Annotated in this window: 13 protein-coding genes; 8 read left to right on the top strand and 5 right to left on the bottom strand. The window is 64.8% G+C overall.

The genetic code is table 11. The features are described from left to right. The first annotated feature begins 143 nt into the window (after positions 1-143). The 5 genes from BTHE68_RS09970 (at position 144) to BTHE68_RS09950 (ending at position 6,104) form a co-directional block, all read left to right on the top strand. The gene (locus BTHE68_RS09970; protein WP_162066189.1) at positions 144-971 is read left to right on the top strand and encodes a glycosyltransferase family 2 protein; all 828 of its coding nucleotides are present in this window, start codon (positions 144-146) and stop codon (positions 969-971) included. Then, positions 968-1,936 carry an NAD-dependent epimerase/dehydratase family protein gene (locus BTHE68_RS09965; RefSeq protein ID WP_162066188.1) on the top strand — a complete coding sequence of 323 codons (969 nt, stop codon included), beginning with the start codon at positions 968-970 and terminating at the stop codon, positions 1,934-1,936. Before BTHE68_RS09970 ends, BTHE68_RS09965 begins: the two co-directional genes overlap by 4 nt. A 188-nt stretch (positions 1,937-2,124) precedes the next feature. Continuing rightward, on the top strand, positions 2,125-3,150 hold the full coding sequence (locus BTHE68_RS09960) for an MraY family glycosyltransferase (RefSeq protein WP_162066187.1): 1,026 nt from the start codon (positions 2,125-2,127) through the stop codon (positions 3,148-3,150). An 11-nt stretch (positions 3,151-3,161) separates the two neighbouring features. Continuing rightward, entirely contained in the window at positions 3,162-5,057 is a 1,896-nt protein-coding gene (locus BTHE68_RS09955) for a polysaccharide biosynthesis protein (RefSeq protein WP_162066186.1), read from the top strand. Between the two features lie 15 nt (positions 5,058-5,072). Then, positions 5,073-6,104: a glycosyltransferase family 9 protein gene (locus tag BTHE68_RS09950; protein ID WP_162066185.1), complete on the top strand. Its 1,032-nt coding sequence runs from the start codon at positions 5,073-5,075 to the stop codon at positions 6,102-6,104. On the opposite strand, the gene BTHE68_RS09945 is transcribed toward BTHE68_RS09950, so the two are convergent. The 5 genes from BTHE68_RS09945 to BTHE68_RS09925 all read right to left on the bottom strand — a co-directional run bounded on the left by BTHE68_RS09945 (position 6,101) and on the right by BTHE68_RS09925 (position 10,574). Further along, positions 6,101-7,018, bottom strand: a complete 918-nt coding sequence (locus BTHE68_RS09945) for a LysR family transcriptional regulator (RefSeq protein ID WP_162066184.1) — start codon at positions 7,016-7,018, stop codon at positions 6,101-6,103. The genes BTHE68_RS09950 and BTHE68_RS09945 overlap by 4 nt on opposite strands. Positions 7,019-7,124: 106 nt before the next feature. Then, the gene (locus BTHE68_RS09940; RefSeq protein WP_162066183.1) at positions 7,125-7,712 is read right to left on the bottom strand and encodes a phosphatase PAP2 family protein; all 588 of its coding nucleotides are present in this window, start codon (positions 7,710-7,712) and stop codon (positions 7,125-7,127) included. Positions 7,713-7,754: 42 nt separating this feature from the next. Then, positions 7,755-8,825 (bottom strand): GlxA family transcriptional regulator, encoded by a 1,071-nt coding sequence (locus tag BTHE68_RS09935; protein ID WP_162066182.1) that lies wholly within the window; start codon positions 8,823-8,825, stop codon positions 7,755-7,757. 309 nt (positions 8,826-9,134) lie between these two features. After that, positions 9,135-9,587, bottom strand: coding sequence for a GDP-mannose mannosyl hydrolase (locus tag BTHE68_RS09930; protein WP_162066181.1), 453 nt, complete (start codon positions 9,585-9,587; stop codon positions 9,135-9,137). 678 nt (positions 9,588-10,265) lie between these two features. After that, complete coding sequence (locus BTHE68_RS09925; RefSeq protein WP_162066180.1) at positions 10,266-10,574, bottom strand: hypothetical protein; 309 nt, start codon at positions 10,572-10,574, stop codon at positions 10,266-10,268. Between the two features lie 139 nt (positions 10,575-10,713). Here BTHE68_RS09925 and BTHE68_RS09920 point away from each other — a divergent pair, with 139 nt between their 5' ends. The 3 genes from BTHE68_RS09920 to BTHE68_RS09910 all read left to right on the top strand — a co-directional run bounded on the left by BTHE68_RS09920 (position 10,714) and on the right by BTHE68_RS09910 (position 14,902). Beyond that, on the top strand, positions 10,714-11,712 hold the full coding sequence (locus BTHE68_RS09920; RefSeq protein WP_162066179.1) for a GlxA family transcriptional regulator: 999 nt from the start codon (positions 10,714-10,716) through the stop codon (positions 11,710-11,712). 143 nt (positions 11,713-11,855) lie between these two features. Further along, a complete protein-coding gene (locus tag BTHE68_RS09915; protein ID WP_162066178.1) occupies positions 11,856-13,388 on the top strand; it encodes a mannose-1-phosphate guanylyltransferase/mannose-6-phosphate isomerase in 1,533 nt (510 codons plus the stop codon). Positions 13,389-13,525: 137 nt separating this feature from the next. Further along, positions 13,526-14,902, top strand: a complete 1,377-nt coding sequence (locus BTHE68_RS09910) for an undecaprenyl-phosphate glucose phosphotransferase (RefSeq protein WP_162066177.1) — start codon at positions 13,526-13,528, stop codon at positions 14,900-14,902. Positions 14,903-14,909: the final 7 nt, after the last annotated feature.

The raw sequence follows: 14,909 nt of genomic DNA, 5'->3' as shown, positions 1-14,909 counted from the left end.
CACAATGTTCAGTTGGTTCCGCCACGCTCCGCTTCTGATACCCCGCGGTTGCCGAATCCCCCGACATTGAGGACAATCTTGGCGTTTTCCATCCGTCGATGCGGTCCGTTTTCCTCTCGTGGCGCGGACACCCCCCTGGTCCGATGAACACCAACCCACAGCCCGCCATCACGCTCAGCATTTCGATCGTCGTCTACCGGCCCGACGCCGCATTGCTCGCACGCACCGTCGAAACGCTCGAAACCGCACTCGCGCAACTGCACGACGTCGCCGGGCGCCCGTGCCTGTATCTGATCGACAACGGCAATCCCGGCGAGCTTGCCGACCTGCCAGCGACCTCTGATGCCGAATTCGACACCGTCGTGCTGAAGGGACACGGCAATGTCGGCTATGGCCGCGGCCACAATCTCGCGATTGAACGCGCGCAGAGCCGCTTCCATCTGATCCTGAACCCGGATGTCGAGCTCAATGCCGACGGCCTGCGCCGCGCGCTCGCCTTCCTGCGCGATTCGCCGCAGACGGGCCTGCTCGCGCCGTGGATCGGCGGCGACGATGGCCGTCAGCAGTTTCTCTGCCGCCGCTATCCGTCCGTGTTCGACCTCTTCGTGCGCGGCTTCCTGCCGTCCGCGCTGCGCAAGCCGTTCGCGCGGCGGCTCGCGCGCTACGAGATGCGCGATGTCATCGGCGAAACCGATATCGTGTGGGATCCGCCGATCGTGAGCGGCTGCTTCATGCTTTTTCGCACCGATGTGCTCACGTCGCTCGGCGGCTTCGACCCGCGCTATTTCCTCTATTTCGAGGACTACGACCTGAGCCTGCGCACGCGTCGCGTCGCGCGCATCGCGTATGTGCCGACGGTGCGTATCCTGCATCACGGCGGCGGCGCGGCGAAGAAGGGCTCGACGCATATCAAACTCTTCGTCACGTCCGCGTACCGGTTCTTCAGCCGCTTCGGCTGGAAGTGGCTATGAGCGATTCCGGCCGACGCATCGCGATCACCGGCGCCAACGGCTTCGTCGGCCGCGCAGTGAGCCGTGCCTTGCTCGCGCGCGGCATCGCCGTGACGGGGCTCGTGCGGCGCGACGCGCGATGCGAGCCGGGCGTCGACGCACGCGCGATCGACAGCCTCGACACTCTCGCGCCGGACGCGTTCGCGGGTTGCGACGCGGTGATCCATCTCGCCGCGCGCGTGCACGTGATGGCCGACGCAAAATCGCAGGCGCAGGCGGTGCTCGACGCCTATCGCGCGACCAACGTCGAGGGCACGCTCGCCGCCGCCGACGCCGCGCGGCGCGCGGGCGCCACGCGTTTCGTCCTGATGAGCAGCATCAAGGCGCTCGGCGAGCGCGATCCGGGCCGGCCTTTCACGGAAGACGACGCACGCAACCCGCCCGATGCCTACGGTGTCTCGAAGGCCGAAGCCGAGTTAAAGTTGCTCGAATTCGGCAGCCGGACGGGGCTCGAAATCGCGGTCGTGCGGCCGCCGCTCGTCTATGGCCCGGGCGTGCGCGCCAATTTTCTGGCGATGATGCGGGCGATCGCACGCGGCGTGCCGCTCCCGCTCGGCGCGATCGATGCGCGGCGCAGTCTCGTTTCCGTCGACAATCTCGCGAGCGCGACGATCGAATGCGCGCTGAATTCGGCCGCAGCGGGCCGCCTGTTCCATGTCACCGACGGCTACGATCCAAGCGTGGCGGAACTCGCGCGCAAGCTCGGCGAGCATCTCGGCAAGCCGGCGCGGCTCGTGCCGGTGCCGGCGGGATGGCTGCGCGGCGTCGCGCGTGTCACCGGCAAGACGGCGCAGATCGATCGCCTGACCGGAAGCCTGCGGGTCGATTCGCAGCGCATCCGCGACGCGCTCGGCTGGCAGGCGCCGCAATCGCTCGACGAAGGGCTCGCCGCCACCGCCGCATGGTTTCGAAACAGCCACCGGTAAAAGTTAAAATACGCGCTGTTTCGACATCGGCATTGCAAGACTTCTGACAGGTTCTGTCAGCGCGATTTTCCTTATTCGTCAGATATTTAAAACTAAACCCGGCGAATGTTCGCGTATCCTTCGGGGTTTTCCCGAGAAAAGAATTGCCAGGACGATAGGGCCTCGTTTCGACAACTCGATGACATTGCATGCTGCTTTCGTATTTTGAAGCTTCGCCGCTGCTGACCGCGACGGCGGTCGTGGTACTGGCGTTCGCCGCGTGCGCGCTGATCCTTCGGACGCTGCTTGGCACTGGCCTCGCGTGGCGTCTCGCCACCGACATCCCCAACGAGCGCTCGCTGCACGAGCGGCCGACGCCGCGCGTCGGCGGCTGGGGCGTCGTACCGGTCGCCGTGATCGCGCTCGTGCTCGCCGCACCGTCGATGTGGCTCGTTGCCGCGTGCGCGGTCTTTCTGGCGGCCGTGTCGCAGATCGACGACCGCCGCGGGCTGCCCGCGCGCGTGCGCTTTGCGGCGCATATGGTCGCGGTCGCGCTCGTCATCGTCGCGCATCCGGCGGACGTGCCGTGGTGGGCGCTCGCGCTGGTCGGCTTTCTGATGTTGTGGCTCGTCAATCTCTACAACTTCATGGACGGCTCCGACGGGCTCGCCGGCGGCATGGCGCTGTTCGGTTTCGGCGGCTACGCGCTCGCCGCGCTCGCCGGGCCCGCGCCGCATGCCGATCTGGGTCTCGCGAGCGCGGCGATCGCCGCCGCCGCGGCCGGATTCCTGACCCTCAATTTCCATCCGGCCCGGATTTTTCTGGGCGACGCCGGGTCTATTCCGTTGGGTTTTCTCGCCGGCGCGCTTGGGTTTTGGGGCTGGCAGCGAGGCGCGTGGCCGGTCTGGTTCCCGGCGGTCGTGTTTTCACCGTTCATCGCGGATGCGTCGGTCACCCTGTTGCGGCGTCTCGCGCGCGGCGAAAAATTCTGGCAGGCGCATCGGGAGCATTACTATCAGCGCATGGTGCGCTCGGGCGTCGGACACGCGCGAACCGCGCTCGCATGGTATGCACTCATGTTGGCGGGCATAATGCTTGCCAACTGGGCACTGCGGTTTTCGTTCGCGGGGCAGTGGGCGGCAGTGACAGGCTGGGCCGTCGTGGTTGTGGCAGCGGGCGCGGCCGTCGATGCGCGTTGGCGGCGTCATGCGACGCGCCATTCCGAACAAACTTGAGGGGCCGGCTGATGAATCGAATAAAAGCATCATGGCTATCGGCGGGCGCATTCCTCTTCGATCTGGTCGCCGTGGCCGGGTCCTGGATTGCCGCGTACGTAATCCGCTTCAATGGCGCCGTGCCGCACGACTTCCGCGAAGGCGCGCTCGCCGCGCTCGTCTGGGTGCTGCCGGTCTACGCCATCGTCTTTCGCGTCTTCGGTCTTTATCGCGGCATGTGGGTGTTCGCGAGCCTGCCCGACCTGATGCGTATTTCAAAGTCGATCATCGTCGGCGCGCTCGTCGTGATGGTGGGCGCGGTGATGTCGCAGCCGATACCCATCATCCCGCGCTCGGTGCTCATCGTTTCGCCGCTGCTGCTGTTCCTCGCGATGGGCGGCGCGCGCGCGCTGTATCGCGCGGCCAAGGAGTTCTATCTGTACGGCGGGCTCGTGGGGCAGGGCAAGCCCGTGATCGTGCTCGGCGCGGGCACGGCGGGCGCGATGCTCGCGCGTGAACTGGCGCGCTCGAGCGAATGGCGCCTCGTCGGCATGCTCGACGACGATCCCGGCAAGCAGGGCCGCGAAGTGCTCGCGCACAAGGTGCTCGGCTCGTTCGGCGATCTGCCGCGCATCGCGGAGCAACTGAAGGTCGACTACGTGATCATCGCGATTCCGTCGGCGTCGGTCGAGGAGCAGCGGCGTGTCGCCACGCTGTGCGTGCGCGCGGGCGTCAAGGTGATGGTGCTGCCCGCGCTCTCGCCGCTCACGCAGGGGCAGAACTTCCTGTCGCGCGTGCGGCAGATCGACCTCGAAGACCTGCTCGGCCGCGAGCCGGTGAAGATCGACATGCCGCACGTCGAGCAGTTGCTGCACGGGCGCGTCGTGATGGTGACGGGCGCGGGCGGTTCGATCGGCTCGGAGCTGTGCCGGCAGATTCTGCGCTTCGCGCCGGCGCAACTGGTCGCGTACGACCTCTCCGAATACGCGATGTACCGTCTCATCGAGGAACTGCACGAGCGCTTTCCCGAGTGCTCGGTGATTCCGGTCGTTGGCGATGCTAAAGATTCGCTCCTGCTCGATCAGACGATGGCGCGCTTCACGCCGCATATCGTCTTCCACGCCGCGGCTTACAAGCACGTGCCGCTGATGGAAGAGCAGAACGCATGGCAGGCGGTGCGCAACAACGTGCTCGGCACGCTGCGCGTCGCGCGCGCGGCGATCCGCCACGGCGTGCGCCACTTCGTCCTGATTTCCACCGACAAGGCCGTCAATCCGACCAACGTGATGGGCGCGAGCAAGCGTCTCGCGGAGATGGCGTGTCAGGCGCTGCAGCAATCCGCGCCGCGCACGCAGTTCGAGACGGTGCGTTTCGGCAACGTGCTCGGCAGCGCGGGCAGCGTGATTCCGAAGTTCCAGCAGCAGATCGCGAAGGGCGGGCCGGTCACGGTCACGCATCCGGAGATCACGCGCTTCTTCATGACGATTCCCGAGGCCGCGCAGCTCGTGTTGCAGGCGTCGAGCATGGGGCGCGGCGGCGAAATCTTCATTCTCGACATGGGCCAGCCCGTGAAGATCGTCGATCTCGCGCGCGATCTGATTCGGCTCTACGGGTTCTCGGAAGAGCAGATCCGCATCGTGTTCACGGGGTTGCGTCCGGGCGAAAAGCTCTACGAGGAACTGCTCGCCGACGACGAAACCACTACGCGCACGCCGCATCCGAAGCTGCGCATCGCGCAGGCGCGGGGCGTGCCGGATCATTTCATCGACGAACTGTTGCCGTGGCTCATGCAGCATCGCGTGCTGTCCGATGAAGAAGTGCGCCGCGATCTGCGCCGCTGGGTGCCGGAGTATCAGACGACGACGATGCCCGTGCTGCAGAGCGTGCAGGTCGCGAAGGTGGCGGCCGAGCGCGGCGCGGCGGGCTGACGCGGGCGGTCACGCATGACGACGCTCGACGAAGTTCATGCGCTGACCCACGCGGGCTCACTGTTGTCGCAGAGCGGCGAGATCGTCGCGCCGTACGATCTCGAAGTCACGCATGCCGATGCCGCCGGTTTTTCCTCGCTGCCCGCCGATATCCTGAACGCGGGCCGCGCGCCTTTCGATGCGGACTATGCGCGCGCGAGCCGCGTTCATCTCGTCAACGCATTCGGCGTCACGCTCGGGGATTCGATCATCGGGCTTTCGGCGCTCTTCGCGATCAAGCGGCTGCATCCGCATCTCGCGTTCACGATCTACCGTCCGGCGCGCGCGCCGCGCTATGTGCAGCGTCTTTACGAACTCGCGGCGCCGCGTTGTGGCGATATCGTCGACTTGCCCGTGCCGCTCGCGCGCCTGCCGGTCGATGAGCTGAAGATCGATATCGGCAATCAGCTTTTCTGGCCGCGCTTCGCCTCGATGCCGATGATCGATTTCTTTCTGTGGGCGCTGGGCGTCGCGCCGCAGACCATCGATGCCGACGACAAACGCAATCACTGGCTTGCAGATTTGCCTTTGCCTACGCCCGCGCGCGAGCCTTACGCGCTTTTCTGTCCCGACGCCAGCACGCCGGTGCGCAGTATTCCGGCGTCGGCGCGTGCGGGTATCGTGGCGCGGCTCGCGGATGAGACCGGCCTGCCGGTGATGGGGTTCGGCGCGGTCGATCATCCGCGGTATCGCGACATCGCGTCGCTTTCTGTCGATACTGGCGATTTCCTCGCGTGGGTCGGTCGCGCACGCTATCTGGTGACGGCGGACACGGCGGCGCTGCATGTCGCGGCGGGCTTTGGCGTGCCGACTACGGCGTTCTTCACGACGATTCCTGCGCTTATGCGTGCGCGTGATTATGTGAACTGTGTTGCGGTCGAGATGGCGCTGCCGCATTTGTACGGGGTTCACGCTAGCGCGCGGCCGGCGGATCTTCATGCGGTCGAGTGCGCGTATCGCGATTACGACTGGTGCGCGATGCCGTTCGCGCGCAGTGTGAAAGCCTAACTCCTGCTGACCTGAAACGTCGGCAACCGCGCATACAGCTCCGCAACCCAGTCGATGAACACGCGCACACGCCGAGGCTGATGGCGATTGGCCGCATACAGCACCGACACCACCCGCGGATACGACGGATAGTCGCTGAGCACCTCCCGGAGCGCGCCGCTCTTGATGAGCGGCGCGAGCGTGTAGCTGGAACTCTGAATCAGCCCGAGTCCCGTGACCCCCGCCGCGATATACGAATCACCGTCGTTCACGGCGATCTTGTGCTTCATCGCGACGGTGCGCGTCTCTCCATCGACGACGAATTCCCAGTTGCGCACGCGCCCCGAGTTGTTCAGCACATACCCGACGGCGAGATGCTGTTCGAGATCCTCCAGCGAAGCCGGCTCGCCATGCTTCTCGATATAGCCCGGCGCGGCGCACGTGATCTGCGTATACGCGCCGATACGCTTCGCGACCAGCCCGACATCGCCGACCGCGCCCACGCGCACGACGCAATCGACCGCTTCCTCGACGAGATCGACCTGCCGGTCCGTAAGCAGCAGCTCGACGCCGATATCCGGATACGCCGCGAAGAATTCCGGCAGCGCGGGAATGATCGTGTTCTTCGCCATCACCTGCGGCAGGCTGACTTTCACGTTGCCCTTCGGACTCAGCTTCGAATGCGAAAGCGACGCTTCCATGTCGTCCACTTCGCCCAGCACGCGCACGCAGCGCTCGTAATAGGCCTCGCCGTCTTCCGTGATGCTGATGCTGCGCGTCGTGCGATTGATCAGGCGCGCGCCCAGATGGGCTTCGAGCGCCTGCAGCGTGCGCGAGACGCTGGCGGGAGGCAGGCGCAGGGCGTCGGCGGCTTTGGAGAAACTGCCCGCCTCGACGACCCGCGCGAAGACTTTCATTGCAAGAAAGCGGTCCATGCTCGGGGTCCGGAACGTAATCGCGCGCCCCGAACGGCGCGCGCGAAGAATCAGCCAGCTTTTTCAAGCGACGATCATACTTGGGTTCGCCCGCGCCCGCGCCTTTTCAGAACCCCAATCCCTGGCAGAGCCACCCCGAGTAATGTTCGATCATGCGCTGAAACGGCGCGTGATGGCCGTACGCGATCGATGAAACCGCCAGCAGCCCGACGCCCGCGGCGAGCGCGCGCGGCATCTTGCGCGGCTGGTCGAAGACGCGCGCGAGGAACAGGCCGGCGATGGCCGCGCCGAGCACCCAGCCCGCGACGACTTCGGCCGGCGCGTGGGCGTCCTGCATGATGCGGCTCGCGCCGATCGCCGCCGCGAGCGCAAGCCCGCCCGCCGCGCCCAGCCGATACCATCCGCCGCCGAAACCGCCGAACAGCAGCCCGCCAGCGACCGTGTAGATCGACGCGGCGAGCATCGTGTGACCGCTGATCATGCGCAGCTGAATCGCCGTTATTTCGACGCCGCAACCGGCGTAGAGAATCTTCGAGAGACCGACGAAGCCCATGCCGATTGCGAGCAGCACCGCCCAGCGCAACGCGAGGCGCAGGTCGACCGAGCGCAACCAAAGCGCGCAGACGAGTGCGAGCGGGAGCAAAAAGGCCGCGTCGCCGAGATTCGAAAGGATCCAGAGTACCCTTGATTCCATGCGTGTCCGTTATAGGTAATCTCGCGGGCCCGTCGAACCCGCCTATGAGCTGTCGCCCTGTTTTCGACGGCCCGCCAGCCGGTATTCGGTCGGCGAAATCGAGAGCCGTTTGCGGAAGATTTTCGCGAGGCCGTCGCCGCTGCCCGCGCCGCAACGCCGCGCGATCTTGTCGACGGGCAGATCGGTTGCGGCGAGCAGCATGCAGCTCGCATCGAGCCGGGCGCGCAGCAGATATTCCGACGGCGTCAGCCCGATCTGCGCCTTGAAGCGGCGCAGGAAATTGCGCTCGCTCATCGCGGCGACGCGCGCCGCATCCGTGATGGAAATCGGCCGCACGTAGTTTTCGCGAATCCAGCGCGCGGCGGTCTCGATCTTCTGGCGCACGCCGCCGCTGTCGGTATCGTCGAGCACGGTGGCGAGCTTCTGCCACGCGCCGGGAATCGAACGCTCCGACACTTCCCGCGCGACCGTCGCGCCGTGATCGCGCTTGACGATGGACAGCGCCGCCGCGATTGGCCCTTTCGGATCGTCGAGCGTGAGCGTCTGCTCGGCGATGAAAAGCGGGTTCGTCAACGTGGATGTCAGCGCGGGCGAGTGCGCGCGATCCGCGGACTCCGCAGTGAAATCGAGCGAGCGGTTCTGCACGGAGAGACTGGCCGCGGCGAGAATATGCGCGCCTTCGCCGATCGCCTTGATGAACGGAATCTTCGGCGCGACGCGGCCGAGACGCTTTCGCAACGCCGCGTCGTTGCGCGCATGCCGCGCGCCCACGCCGCCCGCGATGAAGAGCGCATCGCACTCGTTCATCCAGCGCGTTTCGAGGCTCTCGGTCCAGATGCGCATCGAGCAGCTGCTCGCCACGCTGCCGCCCTCGCTCGACAGGAACAAGAGCGAATAGTTGGGCGCCGCCGAGCGCCCGGCGGCATCCGCGGGCAGGCGAACCTGATTGGCGAGCGAGAACACCTCGGAGATCGAACTGACTTCGACGAGCGAAAAGTCCTCGAAGATCAGAATGCCGATCCGCTTCGCCGCGCTGGCCATATCGGCGGGCGGCGTGTCGTGCGCGACGCCGCGCACGACCTGAAGCCTGCCCGAGCCATTGGCATACACCATCGACGTCTCCCTGTGCGGACCGGAGCCGGCATGTCGGCGGCGTGTCCCGGTCCCATCCATAAGGAACGAAAGTACGGGAAAGTGGGTTACATGGCTCGCACTATACGCGGCGGCCAACAGTCCCCGGGTCGCAAGTCCGAAATTGACGAACTGTTGGCAGATGATCTCGATACGCGGGGAATATGCTCGCATCATCCGTGACGTCTGATGAAACCGGACGGTCGCGGCACAGCAGGTTTCTTGGCGGAAGGGGCGGGCGGCGCGCAGCAATGTGCGCCGTTTGTCCTTTCAGCGCGCGCGTTTGCGGGATCAGCGGAAGTAGGCCTTGGTGTTCTCGTGCACGTCGTCGCGTGCGAGCAGATCGTCGGCGCCAAGCCAGAGATATTCGCTGTGTTGATCGAAACGTCCGATCGGCACGGTGCCGCTCAAGGTCATCGCGTAAGCGAGCACGATGTAGTGCGTGCCGATGTCCGACGCGCCCGCGAAGTTGTCGTCGTAGAGATGCTCGTACACGCCGAAGAAGCGCGTGGCCGAACGCTCCGCGCTCGCGACGCCCAGTTCGTTGTGCACGATGCGCCTGAATGCGGCGTCGAGCGTTTCATCCTTGACGATGCGCCCGCCCGGCACGAACCAGGTGCCCTGCGCAGGACGGTTGCGGCGACGGCCCACGAGAATGCGCCGCTTGCCGTCGGTGACGATCAGATCGATCGCCACGAGCGGCGTCAGCCGAACCACCGTCAGAAAATCCGTGTTGCTCAGCATCTTCGCTCCGTGTCTGTCGCGCGCTCAAGCGCACACGATGACGCCCGCGCTGCTGCGCGACCGTGCGCGCGGGCACGCGCCGGGATGTTTTGTCGGATCGATCGGGCAGGTCGGCCATGTTCGAATCCGCATCGATTCTCACAACTGAAACATCCGACGGATGCCGCCACGCGAGTCACGCGGCACATCGAGGCAGCAAACTTGACCGATGCCGCGCTGCCGCCGCCGCACTAAATCCCGCAGGCGCGGACGTCGACGGTTCGCGCGAATTTAAAACCATTCGCCCGATGATTACGTGGCCAGACATTCGGTCATTCAAAAAGCGGCGTCGCGGCGTGCGCCGCCGCAAATATATGAGGCGGAGATGGAAGTGGCCGCGCGCCGGGTCCGCGTGCGCGCGGCGTCGCCGCCAGCCGGCATGTATTGCGCCGCAGCAACGTAATTCATATGAAAACACCGCATTATGTCGTTGAATAAAAATCGCGCAGGGCGGTTCAAAATCGACTTTCGACCTTGCGTTCGATTAATTGAAAATCGTCGTTAATCGAAAGGCAGTTCAGCAGAGCTATTAAATAGGCGAATCAGATGTTAATTAGCCAGCGTTTGTAAATGTAACGGTAAATCCAAAATTTTCCGATTTCCTTGATTCGAGTTACTGCGCAGCCTCGGATCGATGTTTCATTTTTGCATCAATTTCAATGATCCTACCGGGCCGATGCGCTGCCCGGAGAACCGCGCAGGGCCGTGTATCATGGCGTTGCGGCCATCCGGCTGTCCGATCCGGCGGCTTGCGGGACGAAATGCGCTAACGCCTGCAGCCACACTTTGTATGACAAAACCAATCGTATTTTTCATCCACTGAAAAATGCGCGTCGTTGCGATTTGGAAAAGGCATACCAATGTGCGGTCACCCTCACAGCGGAACAGATTCTGTCGTTCAAACGCGAAATTCCAGAGCACAAAAAACATTGTCTGCTTATTATTCAAGCCAGCGGATCGAATCCGCCATCACTTCGTTCCAATCGGTCACGGCAACCCGGCGAAGTTCGGGATAGTCCATTGATGCGCCGCAATGGCCGAGAAACTCTTCCGCGCACTCCAGGAAACAAAGCTGCAGAGGATGACCATGCCTTACGCCAATGTAGAACCCGCAGTCACGGGTTGGACACCACCCGCGACGAGAGCCTCGCAGGCCGAGGTCCGCCGCATCGCAATCTTGCTGTTCGACGGTTTTTCCCTGCTGGGCGCGGGGATCGTCGCGGAGGTCTTTCACATGGCGAACGAGTTGTCGTCTGCGAAGTCACGGCCGGATTGCACGTATGACGTGCGCTTCCTGTCGGTCGAGGGCGGCAATGTGGCGTGCTCGTCGTCGGTGCGCGTGTGGACCGACGGGCTCGACGCGCGTCACTACGGCGGCTTCGACGCGCTGTTCGTCGCGGGCGGCCGTGGCGCCGACGACGCCGCGAAGGACGATCGCATCATCGAATGGCTGCGCCGCGTGCAGTCGAAGACGACCGTTGTGCGGGCCATCTCCGAGGGCCGCAAGGTGCTCGACGCCGCCGGCATCGGTCACGCGCAGGAATCGCAGCGCTACGGCAACGCGATGATTCACCTCGTGCGCGAGGAGCAGCAGGGCGATGCGGGCGACCGCTACGAATCGATGAAGGGCGCGCTCATCATCGTCAAGCGCGATCTGGGCATCGACGTGTCGCGTAGCGTGGCCGAGCGCCTGATGCCGGGTTCCGCCGCGAAGCTGGTGTCGATTCTCGGCGACAGCGGCGCGGCGTCGGCGGGCGACAAGATCCGCGCGGCGGCGCGCTGGTTGCAGGACAACTGTGAACGGCCGATTTCGGTCGTCGATGCGGCGCAGGTGGCCGCGATGAGCGAGCGCAACTTTTTGCGCCGCTTCAAGATCGAGATGGGCATCACGCCATCCGATTATTTGCTGCAGGCGCGTCTTGCCGTGACCTGCGCGCTGCTGACGGATTCGGAGCTGCCGGTCGACAAGATCGCGCGCAGAAGCGGCATGGGCAACGGCGACAGGCTCGCCAAGATCTTCCGCAAGCGCCTTCTGATCTCGCCGACGGAATACCGGATGCAGAGCAGGCGCGAAGCGAACGGCTGAAACGCGCGAAGTGTGACGCGGGTCGCTGACACGCCAACTATGGCGTAAAGCGTCGGACATTTGGCCGGACCTCATCGGTTCGGCACTTAATCATTCCCGGACGGTTCACGCCGTTCGGATGAACATGCAGGCAGGAGTCCTTTATGACGAATGAAGCACGCACGGAAGGTGGAGTGGCGCAGGGAGCGGCAGGTGTGGAGGCGGGCCCGGCCGTGATGGCCGGGCCTTGCCGACGCCTCGTCCCGGTCATTCTCGCCGGCGGCTCGGGCACCCGCCTGTGGCCGATGTCGCGTGAACAATTCCCAAAGCAGTTGATCGGCGTCGTCGGTCGTGATTCGCTGTTGCAGGCTACTGTTTCGCGACTGAAAGATTTCGCGGGCGACTTCAAGGTCGACGGCGAACCGATCATCGTATGTGGCGAGGAGCATCGTTTCACCACCGAGGAGCAGATGCGCGAGAGCGGCGTCGACGCGCACATCATCGTCGAGCCGGCGCGGCGCGACACCGCGCCTGCGCTCACGCTCGCGGCGCTCGCCGCGGTGAAGAACGGCGCGGACGCGATCATGGTCGCGATGCCCGCCGATCACTCCATCGCCGATATTCCCGCGCTGCATCGCGCGATCTCGATTGCGGCGGAGCACGCGGAGCGCGGCGTGATCGCGACGCTCGGCATTCCGCCGACGCGCCCCGACACCGGCTTCGGCTATATCCGCCTGGGCGCGGCGCTCGATGACGGCGCGCACACCATCGACCGCTTCGTCGAGAAACCGGCGGCCGAACTCGCCGCGCAATACGTCGCGGCCGGCACGTACTGGTGGAACAGCGGCATCTTCGTGGTGCGCGCGAGCGTGTGGCTCGCGGCGCTCGGCCAGCTCAACGCCGACATGCTCGCGGCCTGCACGGCCGCAGCGAAGGAAGGCGAGGCCGACGGCAAGTTCTTCCGTCCGCAGGCCGCGCAGTTCGGCCGCGCACCGTCCGATTCGATCGACTATGCCGTGATGGAGCACATCGGCACGCCGAGCAAGCCGTGCGACGGCGTGGTCGTGCCGCTCGTCGCGGGCTGGTCGGATCTCGGCTCGTGGGACGCCGTCTGGGACGCGATGGACAAGGACGAATCCGGCAACGTCGCAAGCGGGCGCGTCGTGTTCGAAGGCGCGACGTCGAGCTATGCGCGCTCCGAGGGCGGGCGGCTCGTCGCGTGCGTGGGCACGACCAACGTGATCGTCGTGGAGACGGATGACGCGGTGCTCGTGGCGGACCGTTCGCGCGTGCAGGACATCAAGGGGCTGGTTGCGCGCATCCGCGAGCAGCATGCGCCCGAAGCCGACGCGCATCGCAAGGTGCGCCGGCCGTGGGGTTTCTACGATTCGATCGAGCACGGCGAGCGTTTCCAGGTGAAGCGCATCGTGGTGTCGCCGGGCTCGAAGCTGTCGCTGCAGATGCATCACCATCGCGCGGAGCATTGGGTCGTCGTGTGCGGCACGGCGCTCGTCACGCGTGGCGAAGAACAGTTCCTGTTGAGCGAGAACGAATCGACGTTCATTCCGCTCGGCGTGCGGCATCGCCTGGAGAACCCGGGCAAGGTGCCGCTCGAGATCATCGAAGTGCAGTCGGGCAGCTATCTCGGCGAAGACGACATCGTGCGTTTCGACGACAACTATGGCCGATGCAACTGAAGTGTGAAGCAGGACGCGGTATCAAGAGGCAGAGCGAGAGAGACTTGTCTGCATCGGCTTGCAAAGCGAGAAGACGGGCGCACGCGAGGAGGAGACAGGCGGGGCGGTAAAGGGCTGATTGCGTTCGGGGAGAAAACATGCGCGATTTACAGGGATTGCTCGCGCGCCTGTTCGACGTCTTGATGATCGTCGGCGGCGCGGCGGTAGCGTCGCAAATCAGGTTCGAGTACATCGAGGCTCACACCTATTCGATGGCGTTCGTCGCATTCGCGGCGGCGTTTTCGCTCGCGCTTTTTCCTGGCTTCGGCGTCTACCAGTCGTGGCGCGGCCGCAGCAAGCTCCAGCTTGCCTGTCAGGTGTCGCTCGGCTGGCTCGTCGTACAAGGCTGCGCGCTGGCGCTGATGTTTTCCCTGCATCGTCTCGACTATGTGTCGCGGCTCTGGTTCGCCTACTGGACCGCGATGTCCGGCGGCCTCATGATCGCCGGGCGTCTCATCACGCATGTGATCCTCGCGCGCATGCGCAACGCCGGCATGAACCTGCAGGAAGTGGCCGTGATCGGCTGCGGCAGGCATTGTGATCTGATACTGCGCAAGATCGAGCGCTCGCAGGACACCGGCTTTCGCGCGAGTGTGGCCTTCAACGCCGCGCCCGGCAAACGGCTCAACACGCGCGTGCCGGTCTACGACAATTTCGATGCCTTCGTGAGCTTCGTGCGCGCGCAGAACGTGCACGAAGTGTGGCTCGCGCTGCCGCTTTCCGAGGAGCGCACGATCCTGCGCTTCGTGAACGAATTCCGCGACGATCTCGTCAACGTGCGCTTCATCCCCGATGTGCGCAGTCTCGCGCTCTTCGAAAGCGGCGTGACGGACCTGCTCGGCCAGCCCGCGATCAATCTGGTCGCGTCGCCGATGTCGCCGTCGGCGCAGCTGCAAAAGGAACTCTTCGACCGCGCGTTCGCGCTCGGCGCGATCATCGCCGTCGCGCCGTTGCTGATCTGCATCGCGCTCGCGATCAAGCTGACTTCACGCGGGCCCGTGCTTTTCAGGCAACGCCGCAAGGGCGCGGACGGCCGCGTCTTCACCATCTACAAGTTCCGTTCGATGCGCATGCACACGGAACAGGCCGGAGTGCTCCGCCAGGCCACGCGCGGCGACCCGCGCGTGACCCGTGTCGGAGCGTTCCTGCGCCGCACCAGCCTCGATGAGCTGCCGCAGTTCTTCAACGTTCTGCGCGGCGACATGTCAGTCGTGGGCCCGCGTCCACACGCGCTCGAACATGACGACCTGTATCAGAAGGTCGTATCGGGGTATATCCATCGTTACCGGATCAAGCCAGGCATCACCGGCTGGGCCCAGGTCAACGGTTTTCGTGGAGAAACGGATCGGATCGAAAAGATGGAAGGACGCGTCGCTCACGATTTGTACTACCTGGGTAACTGGTCGTTCGGACTCGATATGAGAATCATCGCCGCAACGATCTTCAAGGGACTACGCCACACCAACGCTTACTGAAGCAGGG

Origin of the sequence: Burkholderia sp. THE68 (genome assembly GCF_009938265.1) — a bacterium.
Lineage (GTDB): Bacteria > Pseudomonadota > Gammaproteobacteria > Burkholderiales > Burkholderiaceae > Caballeronia.
This window is presented reverse-complemented; position numbering and strand designations above follow the sequence as displayed.

Bases quoted from the DNA above. Each gene is read 5' to 3' on its own strand.
- BTHE68_RS09970 (WP_162066189.1), top strand. From the start codon at position 144: ATGAACACCAACCCACAGCCCGCCATCACGCTCAGCATTTCGATCGTC.
- BTHE68_RS09965 (WP_162066188.1), top strand. From the start codon at position 968: ATGAGCGATTCCGGCCGACGCATCGCGATCACCGGCGCCAACGGCTTC.
- BTHE68_RS09960 (WP_162066187.1), top strand. From the start codon at position 2,125: ATGCTGCTTTCGTATTTTGAAGCTTCGCCGCTGCTGACCGCGACGGCG.
- BTHE68_RS09955 (WP_162066186.1), top strand. From the start codon at position 3,162: ATGAATCGAATAAAAGCATCATGGCTATCGGCGGGCGCATTCCTCTTC.
- BTHE68_RS09950 (WP_162066185.1), top strand. From the start codon at position 5,073: ATGACGACGCTCGACGAAGTTCATGCGCTGACCCACGCGGGCTCACTG.
- BTHE68_RS09945 (WP_162066184.1), bottom strand. From the start codon at position 7,018: ATGGACCGCTTTCTTGCAATGAAAGTCTTCGCGCGGGTCGTCGAGGCG.
- BTHE68_RS09940 (WP_162066183.1), bottom strand. From the start codon at position 7,712: ATGGAATCAAGGGTACTCTGGATCCTTTCGAATCTCGGCGACGCGGCC.
- BTHE68_RS09935 (WP_162066182.1), bottom strand. From the start codon at position 8,825: ATGGTGTATGCCAATGGCTCGGGCAGGCTTCAGGTCGTGCGCGGCGTC.
- BTHE68_RS09930 (WP_162066181.1), bottom strand. From the start codon at position 9,587: ATGCTGAGCAACACGGATTTTCTGACGGTGGTTCGGCTGACGCCGCTC.
- BTHE68_RS09920 (WP_162066179.1), top strand. From the start codon at position 10,714: ATGCCTTACGCCAATGTAGAACCCGCAGTCACGGGTTGGACACCACCC.
- BTHE68_RS09915 (WP_162066178.1), top strand. From the start codon at position 11,856: ATGACGAATGAAGCACGCACGGAAGGTGGAGTGGCGCAGGGAGCGGCA.
- BTHE68_RS09910 (WP_162066177.1), top strand. From the start codon at position 13,526: ATGCGCGATTTACAGGGATTGCTCGCGCGCCTGTTCGACGTCTTGATG.